The sequence below is a fragment of the Cohnella hashimotonis genome, from assembly GCF_030014955.1.
Classification (GTDB): domain Bacteria; phylum Bacillota; class Bacilli; order Paenibacillales; family Paenibacillaceae; genus Cohnella; species Cohnella hashimotonis.
In genome coordinates this window covers 1,891,633-1,912,926 of the sequence record NZ_JAGRPV010000001.1, presented here as the reverse complement: position 1 = coordinate 1,912,926, position 21,294 = coordinate 1,891,633, and the positions used below count along the sequence as shown (strand labels likewise).

General features: G+C 60.9%; 17 protein-coding genes. 6 read left to right on the top strand and 11 right to left on the bottom strand.

Going from position 1 to position 21,294, the window contains the following annotated elements; translation table 11 throughout:
• Positions 1–7: 7 nt before the first annotated feature.
• The 7 genes from sufU to KB449_RS07385 all read right to left on the bottom strand — a co-directional run bounded on the left by sufU (position 8) and on the right by KB449_RS07385 (position 7,609).
• Positions 8–463 (bottom strand): Fe-S cluster assembly sulfur transfer protein SufU, encoded by a 456-nt coding sequence (gene sufU, locus KB449_RS07415; RefSeq protein ID WP_282907770.1) that lies wholly within the window; start codon positions 461–463, stop codon positions 8–10.
• Complete coding sequence (locus KB449_RS07410; protein WP_282907769.1) at positions 460–1,677, bottom strand: cysteine desulfurase; 1,218 nt, start codon at positions 1,675–1,677, stop codon at positions 460–462. The genes sufU and KB449_RS07410 overlap by 4 nt, the downstream gene beginning before the upstream one ends.
• Complete coding sequence (gene sufD / locus KB449_RS07405; RefSeq protein WP_282907768.1) at positions 1,678–2,976, bottom strand: Fe-S cluster assembly protein SufD; 1,299 nt, start codon at positions 2,974–2,976, stop codon at positions 1,678–1,680. It lies immediately after the preceding gene.
• Between the two features lie 24 nt (positions 2,977–3,000).
• Positions 3,001–3,780, bottom strand: coding sequence for a Fe-S cluster assembly ATPase SufC (gene sufC, locus KB449_RS07400; protein WP_090115527.1), 780 nt, complete (start codon positions 3,778–3,780; stop codon positions 3,001–3,003).
• Positions 3,781–3,973: 193 nt separating this feature from the next.
• On the bottom strand, positions 3,974–4,549 hold the full coding sequence (locus KB449_RS07395; protein ID WP_282907767.1) for a DUF1802 family protein: 576 nt from the start codon (positions 4,547–4,549) through the stop codon (positions 3,974–3,976).
• A gap of 259 nt (positions 4,550–4,808) precedes the next feature.
• Positions 4,809–6,176, bottom strand: coding sequence for a cryptochrome/photolyase family protein (locus KB449_RS07390; RefSeq protein ID WP_282907766.1), 1,368 nt, complete (start codon positions 6,174–6,176; stop codon positions 4,809–4,811).
• Positions 6,173–7,609: an NAD-dependent malic enzyme gene (locus KB449_RS07385; protein ID WP_282907765.1), complete on the bottom strand. Its 1,437-nt coding sequence runs from the start codon at positions 7,607–7,609 to the stop codon at positions 6,173–6,175. Before KB449_RS07385 ends, KB449_RS07390 begins: the two co-directional genes overlap by 4 nt.
• A 227-nt stretch (positions 7,610–7,836) precedes the next feature.
• Here KB449_RS07385 and mtnK point away from each other — a divergent pair, with 227 nt between their 5' ends.
• Together mtnK and mtnA are read left to right on the top strand one after the other, a co-directional pair.
• A complete protein-coding gene (gene mtnK, locus KB449_RS07380; protein ID WP_282907764.1) occupies positions 7,837–9,051 on the top strand; it encodes an S-methyl-5-thioribose kinase in 1,215 nt (404 codons plus the stop codon).
• Positions 9,052–9,087: 36 nt separating this feature from the next.
• Complete coding sequence (mtnA, locus tag KB449_RS07375; RefSeq protein WP_282907763.1) at positions 9,088–10,167, top strand: S-methyl-5-thioribose-1-phosphate isomerase; 1,080 nt, start codon at positions 9,088–9,090, stop codon at positions 10,165–10,167.
• 61 nt (positions 10,168–10,228) lie between these two features.
• Here mtnA and KB449_RS07370 read toward each other — a convergent pair whose 3' ends face one another.
• The gene (locus tag KB449_RS07370) at positions 10,229–10,555 is read right to left on the bottom strand and encodes a YunC family protein (protein ID WP_282907762.1); all 327 of its coding nucleotides are present in this window, start codon (positions 10,553–10,555) and stop codon (positions 10,229–10,231) included.
• A 187-nt stretch (positions 10,556–10,742) separates the two neighbouring features.
• Between KB449_RS07370 and KB449_RS07365 the strand changes: the two genes are divergently transcribed.
• Positions 10,743–11,165, top strand: a complete 423-nt coding sequence (locus KB449_RS07365; protein ID WP_282907761.1) for a hypothetical protein — start codon at positions 10,743–10,745, stop codon at positions 11,163–11,165.
• A 31-nt stretch (positions 11,166–11,196) separates the two neighbouring features.
• On the opposite strand, the gene KB449_RS07360 is transcribed toward KB449_RS07365, so the two are convergent.
• The 3 genes from KB449_RS07360 to KB449_RS07350 all read right to left on the bottom strand — a co-directional run bounded on the left by KB449_RS07360 (position 11,197) and on the right by KB449_RS07350 (position 16,624).
• Positions 11,197–13,023, bottom strand: a complete 1,827-nt coding sequence (locus tag KB449_RS07360) for a putative bifunctional diguanylate cyclase/phosphodiesterase (RefSeq protein ID WP_282907760.1) — start codon at positions 13,021–13,023, stop codon at positions 11,197–11,199.
• Positions 13,024–13,166: 143 nt separating this feature from the next.
• Positions 13,167–13,559: a DUF423 domain-containing protein gene (locus KB449_RS07355; protein ID WP_282907759.1), complete on the bottom strand. Its 393-nt coding sequence runs from the start codon at positions 13,557–13,559 to the stop codon at positions 13,167–13,169.
• A 419-nt stretch (positions 13,560–13,978) separates the two neighbouring features.
• The gene (locus KB449_RS07350; RefSeq protein WP_282907758.1) at positions 13,979–16,624 is read right to left on the bottom strand and encodes a DNA topoisomerase 3; all 2,646 of its coding nucleotides are present in this window, start codon (positions 16,622–16,624) and stop codon (positions 13,979–13,981) included.
• Between the two features lie 260 nt (positions 16,625–16,884).
• On the opposite strand from KB449_RS07350, the gene KB449_RS07345 reads away from it, so the two are divergent.
• The 3 genes from KB449_RS07345 to KB449_RS07330 are packed head-to-tail and all read left to right on the top strand — an operon-like array spanning position 16,885 to position 21,286.
• Positions 16,885–18,603: a response regulator gene (locus KB449_RS07345; RefSeq protein WP_434082489.1), complete on the top strand. Its 1,719-nt coding sequence runs from the start codon at positions 16,885–16,887 to the stop codon at positions 18,601–18,603.
• Complete coding sequence (locus KB449_RS07335) at positions 18,510–20,297, top strand: sensor histidine kinase (protein ID WP_282907757.1); 1,788 nt, start codon at positions 18,510–18,512, stop codon at positions 20,295–20,297. Before KB449_RS07345 ends, KB449_RS07335 begins: the two co-directional genes overlap by 94 nt.
• Positions 20,298–20,299: 2 nt before the next feature.
• Entirely contained in the window at positions 20,300–21,286 is a 987-nt protein-coding gene (locus tag KB449_RS07330) for a substrate-binding domain-containing protein (protein WP_282907756.1), read from the top strand.
• Positions 21,287–21,294: the final 8 nt, after the last annotated feature.

Genomic DNA, 21,294 nt, shown 5'->3' with positions numbered 1-21,294 from the left:
ATCAAGCTTACTGCTCGACGTTTTCTTCAACCTTGCCTTGCCCTTCGTGCTCGACGCCCTTGCGCAGCGCGTTCCAGGCGAGGGTGGCGCATTTGATCCGGGCCGGGAACTTGCCGACGCCGGACAGCGCGTCGATGTCCTCGTACTCGTCGAACTCGACCTGCTCGCCCTTCATCAGGGATGAGAACTTGCCGGCCAGCGCCAGCGCTTCGTCCGTCGACTTGCCCTTGACCGCATCCGTCATCATCGACGCCGAGGACATGCTGATCGAGCAGCCCTCGCCGGTAAAGCGGGCGTTCTTCACGACGCCGTCTTCGATGTGCAGCTGCAGCGAGATGCGGTCGCCGCAGGTCGGGTTGTTCAGGTTGACGGTGACGGATTCGTCGTCCATCGTCCCGCGGTTGCGCGGGTTTTTATAGTGATCCATGATAACACGGCGGTATAAATCGTCCAACTGGCTCATAACTGGAAAAACTCCTTTGTCTTGACCAGCGCGTCCACCAGCCGGTCGACGTCTTCTTCGGTGTTGTAAAGGTAAAAGCTTGCCCGCGCCGTCGCGCTCACCTTGAGCCAGCGCATGAGCGGCTGGCAGCAATGGTGTCCGGCGCGGATGGCGATGCCCTCGGTGTCGAGCACCGTGGCAACATCGTGCGGATGCACATCGCCGAGATTAAACGTGACGAGCCCCGAGCGGTTGCCGCTCGGCCCGTAGATCGAGATATCCTCGATCTCGGACAGGCGACCGTAAGCGTACCGGGACAGCTCTCTGCCGTGACGATCGATCTCGTCCAGACCTACCGACTCGAGGAAGTCGATCGCGGCGCCGAGGCCGACCGCGCCGGCGATGATCGGCGTGCCGCCCTCGAACTTCCACGGGATCTCCTTCCAGCTCGAATCGTACAGCTCGACGAAGTCGATCATCTCGCCGCCGAATTCGATCGGCTCCATTTTCTCGAGCAGCGCCGTCTTGCCGTACAAGGCGCCGATTCCCGTCGGGCCGCACATTTTGTGGCCGGAAAACGCATAGAAATCTACGTCGAGATCGCGTACGTCGACCTTCATGTGGGGCGAGCTTTGCGCGCCGTCCACGACCATGATCGCGCCGTTCTTGTGGGCGATGGCCGCGATTTCCTTGACCGGATGGACCGTGCCCATCACGTTGGACACGTAGGCGATCGACACGATCTTGGTGCGCTCGGTGATCGTCGCCTCCACATCGGAGAGCTTCAGGCTGCCGTCCTCCTGGAGCGGAATGAACTTCAGCGTCGCGCCCGTCGCCTTGGCGGCTTGCTGCCAAGGAATCAGGTTGCTGTGGTGCTCGGACTGCGTGATGACGATCTCATCGCCTTCTCGCAGCTGCTGACGGGCGTACCCGCCGGCCACCATATTGAGACCGGTCGTCGTGCCGCGGTTAAAAATGATCTCGCGCGCAGAAGCGGCGTTCAGGAACCGGGCTACCTTCTCGCGGGCGCCTTCGTAGGCGTCCGTCGCGCGCGAGCCGAGCGTATGCACGCCACGGTGGACATTGGAATTGTCAAACTCGTAGTACCGCTTAACGGCGTCGATGACGCTGCGCGGCTTCTGCGAGGTCGCGGCGTTGTCCAGATAGACGAGCGGATGACCGTTAATTTCCTGATCCAGAATAGGGAATTCGCTTCTTAATGCGCGAGCGTCCATTTAACCCAACTTCCTCTCTAAAATGCGCTGCAGCTGCTCGCGAACGCTCTCGAGCGGTATCTCGGATACGACCGGATCAAGGAAACCGTAGATGATCAGGCGCTCCGCTTCCGTCTTCGAGATGCCCCGCGACATCAGATAATGCACCTGCTCCGCATTGACCTGGCCTACGCTCGCCGCGTGGCCGGCTTTGACGTCGTCTTCGTCGATCAGCAGGATCGGATTCGCGTCGCCGCGCGCCTTGGGGCTCAGCATAAGCACCTTCTCGGTCTGCTGACCGTTGGCGCGGGTCGCGCCTTTTTCGATCTTGGTCACGCCGTTGATGACGGCGGTGCCCTCTTCCTTCATGACGGCGCGCGTGATCATGTCGCTCTCCGTCGAGAGGCCGAAGTGCACGGCGCCCGTCGTGAGGCTCATGCGCTGCTTGCCGGTGCCGACTGTGATGATCTTGGCGTCGGATGTCGAACCGTTGCCCTTCAGGATCGTCTTGGTGTCGGACAGGATGTTGCCGTCCTGCAGCTCGCCGACGATCCATTCGATGCGCGCGTTCTGCTCCAGAACGGCACGGCGGTACGAGACGTCGACCGCGCCCTTCTCAAGGCTGTGCACGGCCGCATAACGGACCTGGCTGCCGTCCTTGGCGAACACTTCGACGGCGCCGTTCAACACGAGCGCGGCTTCGCCGACGGCCGTGGAGGCATTCTCGACGACGGTCACGCGGCTGTTCGCCTCGGCGACGATCAGCACGTGCGGCACGAAGGTCGCTTCGGCGTCGTCCGCGAACAGCAGCGCCTGCACAGGCTCCTCGATCTCGACGCCGCGGGGCACGTACAGGAAGACGCCGCCGTTCCACAGCGCCGCGTGCAGCGCTGCGAGCTTGTGCTCATCCGGCGCATAAGCCGTCATCAGATGCTTGCGGACGATCTCCTCGTGGCTGCGCGCGGCCTCCTCGAGGCTCGTCAGCACGACGCCCTTTGCCTTCAGCTCGTCGGACAGATGCGTATAGACGACGGAGGAATTGTGCTGCACGATCAGCGCGCCGCCGGCTTCAGCGGGCAGCAGCTTCGCTAGCGCTTCGGGCAGCTGCGATGCCGAGTCGACCTTGGCGCCCGGGCGGTCCGTGCCGTACAGGTCCAGCGGCCAGCGCTGGATCGGCGTCTTCTCGGGCTTCGGCAGTTCGAGCCGGGATGCCAGCTCGCCGGCGTTCTCGCGCCAGGCGACGAGCCAAGCGGGTTCGTTTTTGCTACGGGCGATGCTCGATGCGGCATCGCGGCCAAAAGAGGCGGTAGGCGTACTCATGGTTGTATGACCTCCCTTATCCTCTTAGGCTTGGCCGACCGTCTCGTCGACGATGCCCAGTTCTTCTTTGACCCATTCGTAGCCTTCGGCTTCGAGACGCTCAGCCAGCTCAGGACCGCCGGACTTGACGATGCGGCCCTGCATCATGACGTGAACATGATCGGGCTTAATATAATTAAGCAGGCGCTGGTAGTGGGTGATGATCAGGAAGCTGCGCTCTTCGGAGCGCATCGCGTTGACGCCCGCGGCTACGATCTTCAGCGCGTCGATGTCGAGGCCGGAGTCGATCTCGTCAAGAATGACGAGCTTCGGCTCGAGCAGCATCATTTGCAAAATTTCGTTGCGCTTTTTCTCGCCGCCCGAGAAGCCTTCGTTCAGATAGCGGTGCATGAACTCGGGATTCATCTCGAGCTCCTTCATCTTCGCTTCCATCTGGCGGACGAACTTGATCAGGGAAATCTCGTTGCCCTCGCCGCGGCGCGCGTTGATCGCACTGCGCAGGAAGTCCGCGTTGGTCACACCCGTGATCTCGCTCGGATACTGCATAGCGAGGAACAGGCCGGCAAGCGCGCGCTCGTCGACGCCCATTTCCAGCACGTCTTCGCCGTTCAGCAGCACTTGTCCGTCGGTTACTTCATATTTAGGATGGCCCATGATCGAGGAAGCGAGCGTGCTCTTGCCGGTGCCGTTCGGGCCCATGATCGCGTGCACTTCGCCAGCCTTGATTGTCAGATCGAAGCCTTTCAAAATTTCTTTGCCTTCGATTTCCGACTTCAAGCCCTTGATTTCGAACAAGTTGGACATTGTTTTCCCTCCAGGTTATACGGACGCCAAGTGGGGTTGACCCCTTTTTCAGCAACCTGCGGTCGCCACTTAAGATCCATTTCTTATTTATAACTATTCTAAAGTGATTCTCAGTGATTCTCAACCACCATTTTATGAAAATGTCATGAAAATTGCAAACCGGGTCGAGCCTCAAGCGAGACCGACCCGCATTCTATAGGACGCCAGAGAGTGCCTGACGTACCGCTTGCACCTCTTTGTCGAACGCCTCGTCCACTAACGCAGGACGGGCTTCCCGCGCGGATAGAGGCTCCGCCAGGTGAATCCAGGACTTACAACCGCCGTACCGCTCGTCGTTCGGAATCGCGACCGGCTCATCCAGCACGTATACGCGCAGCAGCAAAACGTGCAGCGGCTTCGTTTTTTTCCACTTGAGCCGTTCCTCCGCATAGTTCTCCGTCCACAAATGAAACGGATCCAGCTTGCGCAGCGTCTCGCTGTCCGTTACTTCGATGTCGCCCGCGACCTCCGCGTACGAGGAGACGACGACCGTACCCGGCTCCTTCTCGAACGCCGCTACCGTCTCCGCCACGCTCGGGCTCGTCCCCGGTTTGACCAGATGCTCACGCTGATGCTCGTAGGATGGGAAAAGGAAAAACGTTGGACTTTCCAGCCGAAACTCCTTCGTCTCCTCCGCGATGCCGCCCTTGCGCAGCACGACAATCTGCTTGCCCGTCTCCAGTGCCTTGACCGCCACCGCCCATTCCCGCAGCGCAATCGGATTGTCCATTGGCGTCGCGCCTCCTGTCGAATTCTGCTTCCCTTATTATAGCATGCGGGGCGGGGAAGCCAAGGCGACGGCTCAATTGGGCAGGTCGATTACGGTTTGAAGGCCGGGAACGCGATAGAGCGAACCGGTCGTATAAGTGACAAAAGTCAAAGGCGTGCCAGGCTCGACGGCTTCGAATAAACGCATCCGTTTCCCATGCCAATTCCGACATCCGCTTTTCCCCTGCCTCTTTTCTTGCGATCTATCCTGTTAGAGGGATTCAGTCGTCATCCGGTTCACGCGCTGCATTCTGAATAATCGCCTTGTAGGCAGCGATCGCGTCAAGGCGGGATTGGCGGAGGTCGACGATGGCGTCCGGCGCGGGCTCGTGTATGGGGACAGCGGCGTCTAGCGAGGCGCGAGGCAGCCAGGTTCGGAGATAGTCGCCGGCCGGATCGAACTTCTTGGACTGGGTTACGGGATTCATGATGCGAAAGTAAGGCGCGGCGTCGAAGCCGAGCGAGGAAGCCCATAGCCAGCCGCCTCTATTAAGCGCGTTGTCGTAATCCGATAGTTTCAGCCGAAAATACCGTTCGCCGTAAATAAACGGGCAGCGCAAGTTTTTTGTCAGAAACATCGCCGCGATCATTCGCAGCCGATTCGGCATCCAGCCGGTCTCGTTCAAATGCGTCATGGCCGCGTCGATCACCGGAATGCCTGTCCTTGCGTCGCGCCAGGCGGCGAAGTGGCGGTCGTCCAGGCCGGACAGATCGAACTTTCTCTCGTAATGATAGTAATCGGGGTCCATACGAGATTGATAGAGGTAAAAGTCGCGCCACGCCAGCTGCCGCAGCCAGCTCTCCGACTGGATCGAGCCGAGTTCGCCGACGGCGACGTACAGGCGTCTGGCAGAGATCTCGCCGCGGTTCAGCGAAGCCGACAACCTGCTTGTGCCGTCCTGCGCATAGGCGTCTCTCGCTTCGGCGTAGCGAGACAGCGCGCCGTTAAGGAAGCTTCGCAGCCGTCGCTCCGGCTCGTGCGCTTGTCCGTCCCGGTCTTCCATGACGGACTTGAGGTGCGCCGGCAGGCCGCAATCCGGCAGGCTCGGCGCGGCGACCGTGTCCAGGTCGCTCACTTCGCTTGCGTATACGGTCGTATAGCGTTCAGCGAGAAAGGCGCGCCATTGCCGGTAAAAAGGCGTAAACACCTTGTATGGCGTCTGGCGGCCCGTCCATTCGTGAAAATCGCGCATCGGCGCGAGCGACAGATCCGGAAGCGCGGTAAAAGCGGCGCCGCGCGCCAGCGCCGCTTCCCTCAACTCGCGGTCTCGCTTGTTCGCATAAGGGGTGTAGTCCTCGTGCACGATGACCTCGCGAATATCCGGCCGTGCGTCGAGCACACGATCCAGCAGGGCAGCCGGCTCGCCGTATAATATGTTCAGCTTGCGCCCCGCTTTTTCATAGGCGCGTTCGAGTCGGCCCGCCGCCCGAAGAAACCCGGCGCCGCTGTGCTCCCGGTATCTCTCCCCGCGAAGAAGAAACGGATCGAGGAACAGCGCATGCATGCCTGGCTCTCCGCCGGCGGCCATATAGTCCAACGCCGGCAGGTCCGAGATCCGCAGGTCCTTGCGATGGATGAACAGCTTCAAATGCCATGCTCCGCGTGCGATGTTTTATCTTCGTCGCCCAGGCTGCGCTTGACCTGACGTCGTGCGACCTTATCTGCGTAGGCCGCTTCGATGACGGCTTTTCGCACGTTTTCGACCACATCGGCGTTGAACACGCTCGGAACGATATATTCGCTGCTGAGCTGCTCGTCCGTAACGACGGCGGCGATCGCCTTGGCTGCGGCCAGCTTCATGCCTTCCGTAATGCGAGACGCGCGGCAGTCGAGCGCGCCCCGGAAGATGCCGGGAAAGCAGAGCACGTTGTTGATCTGGTTCGGGTAATCGCTGCGGCCGGTGCCGATGACGGCCGCGATGCCCTGGATGAGGTCGGGACGGATCTCGGGCTCGGGATTCGCCATCGCGAACACGATCGGGTCGGCGGCCATCGACTTGACCTGGTCTACGTTCAGCACGCCGGGACCGGATACGCCGATGAAAACGTCCGCTCCCGCGATGGCTTCGGTCAAGCCGCCTGTCCGGCCTTCGGGGTTGGTATGCTGCGCGCACCATTGCCAGGCCGGGTTGGCGTACTCGCGATCGGCGGACAGGATGCCCTCGCGGTCGACGGCGACGACCGACGGCACGCCGGCCGAATGCAGCATGCGGACGATCGACATGCCGGCCGCGCCGATCCCGCAGACGACAACGCGAAGCGTGTCCATACGCTTGCCGACGCACTTGGCCGCGTTCATCAGCGAGGCGATCAGTACGACGGCGGTGCCGTGCTGATCGTCGTGGAAAACCGGGATATCGAGCAGCTCCTGCAAGCGGCGCTCGATCTCGAAGCATCGGGGCGACGAGATGTCCTCAAGGTTGATGCCCCCGAATCCTGGCGCGAGACTGCGAACGATCTCGACGATGGCGTCCGAATCCTGCGTGTCGAGGCAGATCGGGAAGGCGTCGACGCCTGCAAGCTCCTTAAAGAGCATCGCCTTGCCTTCCATGACAGGCATCGCCGCGGCGGGGCCGATGTTGCCCAGACCGAGCACGGCGCTGCCGTCGCTGACGACGGCGACCGTGTTGCGTTTGATCGTGAGTGAAAACGCCGAAGCCGGGTCCTCGTGGATGGCCATGCAAACCTTTGCCACGCCCGGCGTGTAGACACGGGATAGATCGTCGCGCGTACGGATCTTGATGCGCGGCGTCACCTCGAGCTTGCCGCCGAGATGGATCAGCAACGTCTGGTCCGAGATGTTAACGATCCGGACACCATCGACGGAGCGGATCGCCGAAGCGATCGCCTCCTGGCCCGCATCGCTGCGGATCGTCAGATCGCGAATGCTCTTCTGCCCCGGCCGAATGACGTCGATCGCGACGATATCGCCTCCGGCCGCGCCGATCGCGGTCGCGATCGCGCCGAAGACGGCTCTGTCCGTATCCATTTCGAGACGCACGATGAGATTTGAACCGTTCATCCATATCCCTCCCGGTATCTTCTTTCGGAATTACCTTAACATGCCAAGTCGGCGAACATCAAACCGGCCGCGAAATCGGCTGTTCCGCCGCCGCCTTTTTCCTTTATAATAGTAACCGGATCGAGACCGTCGACATTCGCCTTGCAGGGTGATTTGTTCTATACTGTCTTGTAGATTGTCCGCCCAGCTGCAGACAAGCCGCGTACATTATCGGAGGTGCCCTGTCCATGAGCAAGTATCACCCGCTGAGCGAAGCGGAAGCCATCGAGATCGCCCGTTCGATCGTCGAAGTATTTCCTACAGGTGAGGAGCTCGTCTCCCGCGAGATCGGGGACGGCAACCTGAATCTCGTCTTCCATATTACGCAGCCGGCGACCGGACGCAGCCTCATCGTCAAGCAAGCGCTCCCTTATGTCAAAATTATCGGCGACTCCTGGCCGCTCAGTCTCGACCGCGCGCGGATCGAAGGCGAAGCGCTTATCAAGCAGGGCGAGCTCGCTCCCGGTCTCGTGCCGGTCGTCTACCGCTCCGACGCCGATATGGCGCTCACGATCATGGAAGACCTGAGCGATCACGTTATTATGCGCAAAGGTTTGATCGAAGGCGGCGTTTATCCCGATTTTGCCGAACATCTCGCAGAGTTTTTGTCCCGCACGCTGTTCTTCACTTCGGATCTTGGCATGAACCAGCAGGACAAAAAGGTGCAGCTCGGCCGTTTCATCAATCCGGATCTGTGCAAGATTACGGAAGATTTCGTCCTTAATTTCCCTTACTTCGATGCGGAATCCAACAATATCGAGCCCCATCTGCGGGACGCAGCCGAATCTGTCTGGCACGACGAAGAGCTGCTGCTCGAGGCGGCCAAGCTGCGCGAGAAGTTCCTGACCCAGGCGCAAGCGCTGCTTCACGGGGATCTGCATACCGGCAGCATTTTCGTAACACCGGCTTCGACCAAGGTCATCGATCCGGAATTCGCCTATTACGGTCCGATAGGCTTCGATATCGGGGCAACGGTCGCGAACCTGCTGCTGAATTTTGCGGGGCAAGAGCACTGGAGTCCGGACGAAGCCGGCCGACGAGACCGCAGAGCTTATCTGATTCATACGATTACGGAGCTGTGGACGCGGTTCGAGCGCAAATTCCGCGCGCTGTGGGACGAGCATGGCGTCGACAAGCGCCTTAGCGTCCGCGGCTACCAAGACGATTATATGAAACGGTTGCTGCAGGATACGATCGGCTTTGCTGGCGCCAAGGCGCTTAGACGCATTTACGGACTCGCGCAGGTCGCCGACATCGCGACGATCCCCGACCGGGATGCGCGCGAACGGGCGCAGCGCCTTGCGCTCGACATCGCCCGCAACTTGATCGTGTCCAACCGCAGCGCGACGTCGATCGAGGATCTCGTCCGGATCGCGGAGACCGCTGCCGGCTACCGCAGCTGACCCAACCGACTAACTAGAGCTTAAGGAGAGCGATCAATGAGCGACATTCAACAATCGGGCGCCCCGATCAAAGGCGTGCTTGAGCCGATCCGATGGAACGAAGGGACGCTTGAGCTGCTCGACCAGCGACTGCTGCCCGAGCAAACGGTATATTTAAACCTGACGACCGTACAAGAAGTTTGGGAAGCCATTCGCAATCTGGCCGTGCGAGGCGCGCCTGCGATCGGCATCTCCGCGGCGTTCGGCGTCGTGCTGGGCGTACAGCATTTCCCGGGTCCCGTGACCGCGATGGCGGACGAGGCCCTGCGCCATGCCGCGCATCTCGCAACGTCAAGACCGACGGCCGTGAATCTGTTCTGGGCGCTCGACCGCATGAAGGAACGCGCGAAGACGCTGGCTGCCTCCGGCGTTTCGTCGCGCGAAGCCGTAGAAGCGCTGCTCGCGGAGGCAAAGCAGATTCAAGCCGAGGACATCGAGACCAACCGGCGAATCGGCGAGCATGCGCTTACGCTGTTCGAGGACGGCATGGGCGTTCTTACCCATTGCAACGCCGGGGGACTTGCCACCTCCAAATACGGCACGGCGCTTGCCCCCTTCTACCTTGCGCTGGAGCAAGGCATTGCGCTTAAGGTTTACGCGGACGAGACAAGGCCGGTCCTGCAAGGCGCGCGCCTTACCGCGTTCGAGCTGCAGCAGGCGGGCGTCGACGTGACGCTGATCACGGATAACATGGCTGCGCACGTGATGTCCAAGGGCTGGGTACAAGCCGTCATCGTCGGTACCGACCGGGTCGCGGCGAACGGCGACGTAGCGAATAAGATCGGCACATACGGCGTTGCCGTATTGGCCAAGGCGCACAACATTCCCTTCTACGTGGCTTGTCCGATGTCCACGATCGACCTGTCGACGCCGACAGGGGCGAGCATCCCGATCGAAGAGCGGCATGCAGACGAGGTGACCGTAGGTTTCGGCAAGCGGACGGCTCCCGAGGGCGTCAAGGTATACAATCCCGCCTTCGACGTCACGCCAAGCGAGCTCGTAACGGCGATTATTACCGAGAAAGGCATCGTGACTGCGCCTTACGACATCGGTCTTCGCAAGCTGTTCGACGAATAAAGGCAATGGCGGCGACTAAATGCGGTTACTCAAAGAGTAACCGCATTTGCCTTCGAACGGCTTACCCTTCCTGTTGCGCGGACATCGACGCCATGCGAGCGACGGCAGCACGCCCTTGCATGCCCGGAACGATGCCAGCGCGCTCGGCTTCGTAAGTGACGGATTCCAGGGGCGCATCCAGCAGCTGATCGAGCGTTTTCACGCCGACCGCGCGGCCGGCGAGGATGCCCCTGTCCTTCAGTTTGTCGTTGAGCAGGGCGACATCAAGCGCACCGCACATAATGTAACCGCATCCAGCCGTCACTGCCAGCAACGTCGTTTTCGGGAGCAGCACCTCGACGCCGAGGGCGGTGTACCCGTCGATGACGATCGGAACCAGTTTGATCATTATCGTTCACCTCCAACGGATACAATGAGGAGCACGGCTATCCGAGTTCAGCATATGCTCCTTTCGACCTATAAGGATATAGACTGGTACCCAAAATAATACTTTGTCGCACCTGGCATTCATGATATATTATTCCTAGCAAACCTGATCCTATGGATACAGAACGCCGTTAGATAGGGGGCAACTCATGACTAAAGCTTCAGACAACAACCCAGAACGTTCCTATCTATTCTCTGTTGATATTATGGTGAAGGCGGGTACAAACGGAGAAGCGCTGGAGCAGCTGCTGAGATCGTTGAATGCGGGAGGCTATGCTGACTTTCGCATTCAATCCGGCATCGTGCTCGGCGAGACCATTCAACACGAATTAAAGACAGCGAAGTCCAAGCATCAGGTGCTTACAGATTCGCTCGATTCGCGGATTCGCGAATATATCAAAACTTCCCGCTTAATCCGCATCACCGTGAACAGGGCCAAGGGCGATAAGCTCAGCGTCCCTTGCCGTGTCGTCAACTTCGATCCGGACAACGAGCTGTTGACCGTCTACCATGTCGACGAAAAAAGCGTCTACTCCTTCCGACTGAACGAGATTGACGACTTTGCCGATTAAGCCCATATAACAAAACAAACGCCGCAGTCCCTCAAAGGGCCGCGGCGTTGTCGTTGTCTAAGCCGGCTATCGCCAAGCCGTGATCTCTACCCAGCATCGTGCCCGCCTCTTCGGCAGGCAGCGGCGGGCTTCCGTAATATCCTTGCATCTCGTCGCAGGCATGCTGCTGTAGAAATCGCACCTGCTCCTCGGTCTCTACCCCCTCTGCGATGACGCCGATCTGCAAATTATGCGCCATTGCAATAATCGCTGCAACGATCGCCCTGTCGTTAGGATCCTGATGGATATCCCTTACGAACGAGCGGTCGATCTTCAGACAATCGATGGGCAGCCGCTTGAGGTAGCTGAAGGAGCTGTAGCCCGTGCCGAAGTCGTCCACGCTGATGCCGACGCCCAGGTCGCTGAGCGATTCCAGAATGGCGGTCGCCCGCTCGACGTCCATGGCGATGCTCTCCGTGATCTCCAGCTTCAGATAGGGAGCCGCCAGTCCCGTCTCGTCCAGAATCTCGGCAATTCTCCCGACCAGATTGGGCTGCGCGAACTGTCGGATCGACAGGTTGACGGAGATCGGATAGGAAGGGAGTCCCGCGCGCTGCCAGGCGCGATTCTGCCTGCATGCCTCGAAGAGCACCCAGTCTCCAAGCGTCATGATCAGTCCGCTCTCTTCGGCCGCGGGGATGAAATGAGACGGCGGTACCATTCCCCGCTCGGGGTGCCTCCACCGGATCAGCGCTTCGAAGCCGACAAGCCTTCCGCTTCGAAGATCGTATTGAGGCTGATAGTACAGCAGGAATTGACGGCGGCTCATCGCCTCCATCAGCTCGTGCTGTAGCGTCAGCTTGTTGATTGCCGTATGTTCGAAGGCCGGATCGTAGAGCAGGCAGCCGTTGCGCCCGTTTTCCTTAAGCCGGTGCAAGGCGGTGTCGGCCTGTTTCAGGAGCACGTTCGCATCCGGATATTCGGAGCCGCAGGTCGCCAGACCTACGCTGACCGTCACATGAACTGTGACGCCGCCAAGCTCGAACGGCGCCTCGAATTGCTTCGTCACCCCTTCGATCCGCGCGATGGCCTGGTCGTCCCGCTCGAAATCGTCGAACATGCCGACGAACTCGTCGCCTTCAACCCGGGCGATATTGGTCGAATCCGGGAACCAGCGCGTCAGCCTCTCTGCGACCTGAAGCAGCAGCATATCGCCATAATCGCGACCGTATGACGCATTGACCAGCTTGAAGCGGTCGATGTCCATGTACCAGACGGCGACCCTGGTCACCGATTGGGCCGCGGCGTGCAGCCGCTCCGTCAGCCGGTTCATGAAAAACCGTCGGTTCGGCAACCCCGTCATATCGTCGTAATAGGCCATATAACGGATTCGTTCCATCGAGCGCTTTTGATCGCTCTGGTCCTGGGTAAATACGACGATGCCGGCGATGGCGCCTTCGCGCATGTAGGGACTCGTCTCGACGTGCGCCTCGATGGCCGCACCGTCCGAGCGCAGCAGCTTCACATCCGCGACGCATTTCTCTCCGCTAAGCGTGCGGGCGAAGAGAGACGCGGCTTGACCGGCCGAGTCCGCATGAACAATGTCCCGGAAATGAAGGCCGAATACGCGGTCGGAGGAGGTGCCTAGCATGGGGAGCAGTTGACTGCTAATATTCTCCACGATGCCGTCGCTATTGATGATCGTGAGCGAGATCGGGCTCTCTCGCAGCAGGTTGATCCAGTCGGAATCGACGGCACTTGCGATCTTACGCGATCGCTGTCGCTCTCGCCGGAGCAAAACGAGCAAGAAGGCGGCGGTTCCGAGCAGCAGCGCAGCGAAGACGGCCGAGGCGAGCGCAAGCGCGCTCCAATGATCCATGATACGCCCCCTCTTTCTCTATGGAAGATCGTCCGCTTGCAGTTTGCTATAGGTATCATTATAGTGCAAACTTTCCAATCGTACAGCATTATTCCATAGAGGCAAATAGCGCTTGACTGACAAAGAGGAGATTTTGAAGCGATTCAGGCAGCGTCTCGGCCGCCTTTAAATGCCGCGATCGCCACACATGCCCAGCCGGCGAGAAAAGCGACGCCTCCGAGCGGCGTAATCGCGCCAAGCCAGTCGGTGCTGCTAAGGGACAAAATGTATAGACTACCCGAAAACAAGACGGTGCCGATAAGCAGCAGCCTGGCGGACCAGCGCATCAGCTTTGTCGCCGACGGCAGTCGGTCCGACAGCAGCGCGACGAGCAAAAGTCCGAGGCCGTGGTACATTTGGTAGCGAACGCCGGTCTCGAACACTTCCAAGTAATGCTCCGACAGCGTCTCTTTGAGCGAATGGGCGCCGAACGCCCCAAACGCCACGGCCAAGCCGGCGACGATCGCGCCGATGCCGATGTATTTTTTGAGCAGCATCTTTTTTACCTCCATTAGATTGAGTTTGAATGAACGCGATATTCGTGCGAAAACGCGCTGCGACGCCGGGGATAGGCGGTTTTCCCTTGTATTCCGGCGTGCACGGCGCTGCATGACGCGAGTTACACGGTTTTTCCGTGTATTTCGGCGTGCACGGCGCTGTATGGCGTGAGATACACGGTTTTTCCGCGTATCTCGGCTTGCACGGCGCTTGATGGTGCGAGTTACACGATTTTTCCGTGTATTTCGGCGTGCATGGCGCTGCATGACGCGAGTTACACGGTTTTTCCGTGTATTTCGGCGTGCACGGCGCTTGATGGTGCGAGTTACACGGTTTTTCCGCGTATCTCGGCTTGCATGGCGCTAAATGACGCGAGTTACACGGTTTTCCTTGTATCTCGCTTGGGCAAATCCGTACTTTAGTCCTCGATCGCCAGCCTGCCCGTGGACGGATCGGCCAGCACGATTCGCGCTTCGCGCATCGAGCCGGCTTCGTCCCGCAGGCTCAGCTTGGACGTCCGGCCCGTACGAATAAGTTCGGCGGCGAGCCGTTCGTCCAGCGTCAATCCGAAGCTGTCCCGCCAGACGACGAAGCCGCAACCGGACTTGTACTCGCTGCAGCCGTAGCCTTTGCGGCCCATAAAGATCGAACCGCCGCATCCCGGGCGTGGGCACTTGGCGATGACGGCTGGGCGGGCTGCCGGTGAAGCCGACGCTCCGGCGGACGCTGGCAGGCTCGTCGATCCGGCAGGCGCAGACGGAGCCCTTGATCCGGCCGATGCCGGCGGTGCAGACGGTCCTGCAGCCGCTGGCGCAGCAGATGTCGCCAATGCGGTCGCCGCCCTTGATCCGGCTGCCGCCCCGCGCGACCTGGCGCCTGCCGCGGTCGCAGCGCCCGTGGCGCCGGGCGAGCGGCCGGCAGCCGTCCCGCTCGAGCGCCCTTCGGCGCTCTTGGCGCCGGTGCCCTTTGCCCGGCTGCGCGACGGCGCATCGCCCGCGCTCGCGCTGCCATCGGCCTGGGCTTTGCCCCGCCCGCGGCCGCCCGCGCCTCCCGCCGCCTCGGCATCGCCGGCCTCATTACTTCTCCCGCGCCCGCGCGAGCCTCCCGCCGCCCCGCCGTCGCCGGCAGTCTTGCCCTTCCCGCGCCCGCGGCCCGCGGCCGGCTCAGGCCTCGCGAACGCCGCCTTCGTCGCCGGCGGCTGCACGCGGACCTTGTCGACGATGAGCCGCGTGAACTTCTGCACATTCGCCATGAATACATCGGCCGAGGCTTGTCCGCGCGAGATCTCGGCAAGCCGCCGCTCCCACTGCCCCGTCATCTCCGGCGAGGCGAGCAGCTCGACGCCAGCTCCCCGGATCAATTGGATCGCCGACCGCCCCTTTGGCGTGATGACGATGCGCTTGCCCTGCATGTCCACGTAGCCGACCTGCTTGAGCCGCTCGATCGTCGCCGCTCGCGTCGCAGGCGTGCCAAGGCCCGAATCCTTCATCGCGTCGCGCAGCTCCTCGTCCTCGATCTGCTTGCCCGCGCTCTCCATCGCCTTCAGCAGCGTCCCCTCGGTGTAAGGCTTGGGCGGCTGCGTCTCCTTCTCCTTGGCCTCCGCCTCGGCGCACTGTACCGGCAGCTCCGCCAGCAGCGAGAACTCCCCGCTCGTCTCCACCTCTTCGCCGCGCTCGGACTCCGCATCGTCGTCCTTGCCGGTCGAAGGCGCATCCGCCTTGCCCTTCTTCGCGCCTCCGCCGGACGATGCTCCGCCGCTCCCCGCATCCTCATAGACGACCTTCCAGCCTTTGGCGATCAGCTGCTTGACCGTCGTCTTGAACGTCTCGCCCGCGACCTCGGTGAGCACCGTGTGCATCTTGAACTCCGCCGGCGGGTAAAAGTGCGAGACGAACCGGCGCACGATCATGTCGTACAGCTTGCGCTCGTCCGGCGACAACGCCCCCACCTTCTTGGCGGTCGGCATGATCGCGTGGTGATCCTCAACCTTGGCCGGATTGCAAACGCCCTTGTTGCCCGTATGGACGAGCCGCTTGTTGCCGCCGGCCGCGATCGCCTCGTAGTCCGTCCCCCGCAGCGCGTCCAGCGCCTTGTGCATCTCCGGTATATTCTCGTTGTTCACATAGTTGGAGTTGGTGCGGGGGTAGGTGATGACCTTGTGCTTCTCGTACAGCGCTTGCGCGACGTCCAGCGTCTTCTTGGCCGAAAAGCCGAGCTTGCCGTTCGCTTCCCGCTGCAACAGCGTCAGATCGTACAACCGCCAGGGATACTCCTTGGTATCCTTCACCTCGTAGCTCGCGATTTTCCCCTCTTTGCCCCGCACCTTGTCCGCAATCGATTTCGCCTTGTCGCCGTCCGAGATCCGCTCCCCCTGCCATAGCCCGCGATATTCGGTATCGCCCTGGACGAACTGCGCCGACACCTCATAGAACTTGAGCGAGTCGAACGACTCGATCTGCACCTGCCGGTCGTAGATCAGCGCGAGGACGGGCGTCTGCACCCGGCCGACGGACAGCAGCTCGTTGTGCCGGGTCGTGAAAGCGCGCGAGCCGTTCATGCCGATGAGCCAGTCCGCTTCGCTACGGGCTCTGGCCGCGCGCGTCAGATTCTCGTATTCGGCGCCTTCCTTAAGCTCGGCGAACCCCTTGCGTATGGTCTCGGCCGTCAGGTCCGAGATCCACAGCCGCTTGACCGGCTGTGAGAGCCCGAGATGCCGCTGGATCAGCGAAAATATATGCTGGCCCTCCCGTCCGGCGTCGCATGCGTTGACCAGCCGGTCGCAACGCTTGGCCACCTCGCGGATCGTCTCCAGCTGGTCCTTGGTACGCGGGTTGGGCAGCAGCTTGAACCGCTCGGGAATGATCGGCAGATCGCCGAGCCGCCACTTTTTGTACTTGTCGTCGTACAGATCCGGCTCGGCGAGACCGATCAGGTGGCCGATGGCCCACGTGATGATGTATTGTTCTCCTTCAAGGTAGGAGCGTCTGTTCTGTGCCTTCGGCTCGATGACGGCGGCGATATTGCGGCCCATGTCCGGCTTCTCCGCGATGACCAGTGTCTTCAACGGCGCTCTCCTCCTGCGTGGCAATTGTCGATGCGCAAAACGAACCCCCGGCTGACAGAGGACCGTCGTCCGGGGGCGTGCTTCGCCGCGCTCGCGCTACTACCCAAATGATAACACGGCGGCGGCATTTTGCGCCACAGCGCCGCGGCCGCGCCTTCGAACGGCGATTATTTACCCCTCATCGTATATTTTTACCCCCTCGTCCGGCAGCGCTTCGATTATGATGAGAACGAGGATCCAAGAGAGGGGGCGAACGCGCCATGTACAAAGTCATCCTCGTCGACGACGAGGCCGTCGTCCGCGACGGCTTGAAAAACACGATCGATTGGCAAAAGCACGGCTTCGCGCTCGTCGGCGACTACGCCAACGGCCGAGAAGCGTGGGATGCGATCGAAGACGCGAGGCCCGATCTCGTCATCTCCGACATCAGCATGCCCTTTATGGACGGACTCGAGCTGACCGGCCTGATCGCCGCCAACTATCCTTATATCAAAGTGCTGATCCTGACCGGCTACGATCAGTTCGAATACGCGCAGCAGGCGATCCGGCTGAAGGTGTCCGACTTCATCCTGAAGCCCGTCACGGCGGCGGAAATCCGGGCGCTCCTGGACAAGGTCCGCGCGGAAATGGACCAGGAGACGCAGCGCCGCGAGGATCTCACCCGCCTGCACAGCCAGCTGCATCAGAGTCTGCCGCTGCTCAAGGAACGTTTTCTGGAGCGTCTCGTCGCGCTCGGCCTTTCCCGGCCTGAGATCGAGGAGCGATTCGCCTACTTTGGCATTCCTGCCGCTTCTCCGCCGTATCTGGCGCTGGCCGCGGACATCGACGACTTCGGCGATCGAGAGACCCACTTCAGCGACGCGCACGACGCGGAGTTTCTTCGCTTCGCCGCTTACAATATTTTCGAGGAAACGGTGCAAGGCCGCGAAGACGTCCTGCTGTTCCGCACGCGGGAGGAGCGCATGGTCGCAATCCTGTTCGGCCACGAGGACGAGAGTGCGCTCTACGAGCAGGCGTTCGGCATCGCCGAGGAGGTAAGGCATCATGTGGACCGGTTCCTCGGCTTCACGCTTACCGTCGGCATCGGCAGGCCTTGTGCTTCGGCGGAGCAGTTGCCGCAGTCGTACCGCGGGGCGCTGTCGGCGCTGGACTACCGCTTCCTGATGGGCAAAAACCGCGTGCTGGGCATCGCCGACCTGGAGGGCGAGCCGCCCGCCGCGCCTTCGCCGGACGACGGGTGCCGCCGTCTTGCCGCTGCCGTGCGGACGGGCTCATCCGCCGAAGCTTACGCGCATATCGAAGACAGCGTACGCGAGCTTAAAATGTCGCGGCTGCCGATCGAAGCCTGTTTTCTTCATATGCAGAAGCTCGTCCTGACGTTGACCGACGTCATGCAGGAAATGGGAATTCGCAGCGGCTCGGAGGCGCTCCCGCTCTGGATCACCGACGTCTATAAATTCAAGACGCTCGACGAGATCGAACGCTGGCTCAAAGAGATCGTCGCCGCCATGGTAGAGGCCGCGGCGAGCAGCCGCAACCGGTTCATTCGCGAGCAGATCGGCAAGGCAACGGCCTATATCGAAACCAATTACGCAAGCGACCAGCTGACCCTGCAGGAGATTTGCAGGCATGTCCTGATGAGTACGAGCTACTTCAGCCAAATGTTCAAGCAGCACACAGGCGAGACGTTCGTCGAACTATTTGACCCGGGTGCGGATGGACAAGGCCAAAACGCTGCTTCGATCGACGCCGCTCAAGTTTTACGAGATCGCCGGCCAGGTCGGGTACGCCGATCCGAATTACTTCAGCCTGCTGTTCAAAAAGCATGCCGGCATGTCGCCTCGGGACTACCGCGATCTCGCGGACCGGGAGGAGCGCCGCTGACATGCTGCGAAAATTCAGGCCTTTTCTGCCGATTTTCCCGCTCAAGAGCATTCAGGCCAGCATCGCCGTCGCCTTCTCCAGCCTCATCCTGCTGACGATCGCCGCGACGACCTTCTTCAGCTACCGCTTGTCCGCCGGCGCCGTCCGGCACAACTCCGAGAACTACATTGAGGAGGTCATCAAGCAGGTCAACACGAACATTCAATCCTACGTCGACAACATGGAGAACATTTCCCTGCTCGCATTGACGAACAAGGACGTCAAATACTACATTTCCAGCAACAGCTTTATTACCGACGAAGAGCGACGGCCGTACGAAAAGCGCATCTCGGATTTGTTCCAGTCCATTTTGTACACCCGCAAGGATATCGCCTCCATCATGGTGTTCGGCTACAACGGACGGTACGTGAGCGACCGCCGCATCACGACGCTGAACCCGAACGCGCCGCCCAAGGAGCAGTCCTGGTATATCGGCGCCCGCCAGGCCGGAGGCAAGTCCGTCATCTCCGCGCCGCATGTGCAAAACATCATCAAGGATGAATACCGCTGGGTCGTATCGCTCTCGCGCGAGCTGAAAAATACGGACGGAATCACCGCGGACGGCATTTTCCTCGTCGACCTGAACCTGAGCGTGGTTAGCGACCTGCTGAGACGAATCGACATCGGTAAAAAAGGTTACGTGTTCATCGTCGACCGCGAGGGCGATATCGTCTATCATCCTCAGCAGCAGCTCATCTACAGCTCACTTCGGACGGAGCGCATCGCGGACGTGCTCCGGGCACCCAGCGGCACCTCCTTCGCGGTAGACGACGAGGACGGCAAGCGCTTCTACTCGGTGCAGGACACGAACTTCGGCTGGAAGATCGTCGGCGTCGCTTATGCGGGCGACCTGATCGGATACAAGGAGACGCTTCGCAATTCGCTGCTCATCTCCCTGATCGGCATCGCGGTCGCGCTCCTGCTCTCGGTGGCGCTCTCCCACCGGCTGTCAAGGCCGATCCGCAACCTGCAGCGGAACATGCGGCTCGTGGAAAAAGGCAATTTCGAGGTTAAGGCACCGGTACGGCAGATGGACGAGATCGGACAGCTCAGCCGGACCTTCAACATGATGGTCGGCCAGATCAAAAACCTCATGTCCGAGGCCATCTCCACGCAGGAAAACAAGCGCAAGAGCGAGCTCGCCCTGCTGCAGTCGCAGATCAATCCGCACTTCCTGTACAACACGCTGGATTCGATCGTCTGGATGGCCGAGCAGAAGCAGCACGAACAGGTCGTGCTCATGACGTCCGCGCTCGCCCGCCTGTTCCGCGCGAGCATCGCCAAAGACCAGGAGCTCGTGACGATCAGCGTGGAGCAGGAGCATATCCGCAGCTACATGCTGATCCAGAAGATGCGCTACGCGAACCAGCTCGAATACCGGATCGAATTCGAGGAAGGCATTCTAAAGTACAAGACACTCAAGATTCTGCTCCAGCCTTTCGTGGAGAACGCCATCTACCACGGAATCCGCAGCCTGCCGGAGAAAGGAACGATCGTTATCAGCGGCAGGGAGCAGGACGGCGCGATCGTCTTCGAGGTGGAAGACGACGGCGTCGGGATGACCGCCGAGACGATCGAGAAAATCTGGAATCCCGCGCCGGTCGAGGCCGGTTTCGCCAAAGGGATCGGCGTCGGCAACGCGCACGAACGCATCCGCCTGTTCTTCGGTCCGGCGTACGGCATCTTCATCAAGAGCGAGCCGTACGAAGGAACGCGCGTCACGATCAAAATACCGAAGGTGGAAAACTAGCGATGCGCAATCATAAATACGCCTGGGCATTGACCTTGCTGCTGGCTGCGGCCGCGCTCTGCGCAGGCTTGTATATCAAGATCTACTATTTCGCCGAGGGCGGCGACCGCTCCGTCTCCGTCGTGCTCAAGTCGAGCAGCGTGCGCTCGAACTTCTGGCAGGCCGTCAGCGCGGGCGCCGCGGCGGCCGCCAAGGAATCGGGCGCGACGATCGATATCCAGGGCCCGCTGGAGGAGACGGATGCGGATACGCAGGTCCGACTTCTCCAGGATGCGCTGGCCGCCCGCCGCTCCTCCGTCGTCGTCGCCCCCGTCGACGATCCGCGCGTCTCCGAGGCGGTGCAAGCGATCCGCAAGGCGGGCATCCGGGTCGTCGTCATCGACATGCCGCTTCAGTCGGGGACGGCGCCGGTGTCCGTCCTGAACGATCACCGCGAAGCCGGCAGACAAGCCGGCCAGACCGCCGCCGATCTGACGGACGGACGGCCGAACGTCGCGATCGTGAGCGACTTCGAGCGCTCTCGCGTATCCGGCGAGCGCGAGGCGGGCGTCAGGGAAGCGGTTAACGGGTATCCAGGCGGCGTGACGGAGATTTATTACTGCGAGGATTCGGAGGACAAGGCTTACGAGATCATGAAAGCCGTGCTCGCCATGCCGGAGCCTCCGAGCGTCGTCGTCGCGCTGAACGAGACGGCGGCCCTCGGCGCGGCCCGCGCGATCATAGAAGCCGGGGACCAACGAATCAAGCTGATCGGCTTCGACAGCTCGGTCTACGAGATCCGGCTGCTCGAGGACGGCGTCATGAGCGCGCTGATCGTGCAGAAGCCGTTCAACATGGGGTACTTGGGCGTGAAGGCGGCGCTGAAGCGCGCGGAACCGCGAGGCGCAAGCCGGGTCTCGTACACGGATTCGGTCGTAGTGACCAAGTCCAACATGTATGCGCCGGAAAATCAGAAGCTGCTTTTCCCGTTCGACGGCGACGGCAGCTAGTCGACGGA

Coding starts and splice junctions, on each gene's coding strand:
- mtnK (WP_282907764.1), top strand. CDS start 7,837: ATGAGCAAGTATCACCCGCTGAGCGAAGCGGAAGCCATCGAGATCGCC.
- KB449_RS07370 (WP_282907762.1), bottom strand. CDS start 10,555: ATGATCAAACTGGTTCCGATCGTCATCGACGGGTACACCGCCCTCGGC.
- mtnA (WP_282907763.1), top strand. CDS start 9,088: ATGAGCGACATTCAACAATCGGGCGCCCCGATCAAAGGCGTGCTTGAG.
- sufU (WP_282907770.1), bottom strand. CDS start 463: ATGAGCCAGTTGGACGATTTATACCGCCGTGTTATCATGGATCACTAT.
- KB449_RS07355 (WP_282907759.1), bottom strand. CDS start 13,559: ATGCTGCTCAAAAAATACATCGGCATCGGCGCGATCGTCGCCGGCTTG.
- KB449_RS07385 (WP_282907765.1), bottom strand. CDS start 7,609: ATGAACGGTTCAAATCTCATCGTGCGTCTCGAAATGGATACGGACAGA.
- sufD (WP_282907768.1), bottom strand. CDS start 2,976: ATGAGTACGCCTACCGCCTCTTTTGGCCGCGATGCCGCATCGAGCATC.
- KB449_RS07395 (WP_282907767.1), bottom strand. CDS start 4,549: ATGGACAATCCGATTGCGCTGCGGGAATGGGCGGTGGCGGTCAAGGCA.
- KB449_RS07330 (WP_282907756.1), top strand. CDS start 20,300: ATGCGCAATCATAAATACGCCTGGGCATTGACCTTGCTGCTGGCTGCG.
- KB449_RS07345 (WP_434082489.1), top strand. CDS start 16,885: ATGTACAAAGTCATCCTCGTCGACGACGAGGCCGTCGTCCGCGACGGC.
- KB449_RS07365 (WP_282907761.1), top strand. CDS start 10,743: ATGACTAAAGCTTCAGACAACAACCCAGAACGTTCCTATCTATTCTCT.
- KB449_RS07410 (WP_282907769.1), bottom strand. CDS start 1,677: ATGGACGCTCGCGCATTAAGAAGCGAATTCCCTATTCTGGATCAGGAA.
- KB449_RS07360 (WP_282907760.1), bottom strand. CDS start 13,023: ATGGATCATTGGAGCGCGCTTGCGCTCGCCTCGGCCGTCTTCGCTGCG.
- sufC (WP_090115527.1), bottom strand. CDS start 3,780: ATGTCCAACTTGTTCGAAATCAAGGGCTTGAAGTCGGAAATCGAAGGC.
- KB449_RS07335 (WP_282907757.1), top strand. CDS start 18,510: ATGCTGCGAAAATTCAGGCCTTTTCTGCCGATTTTCCCGCTCAAGAGC.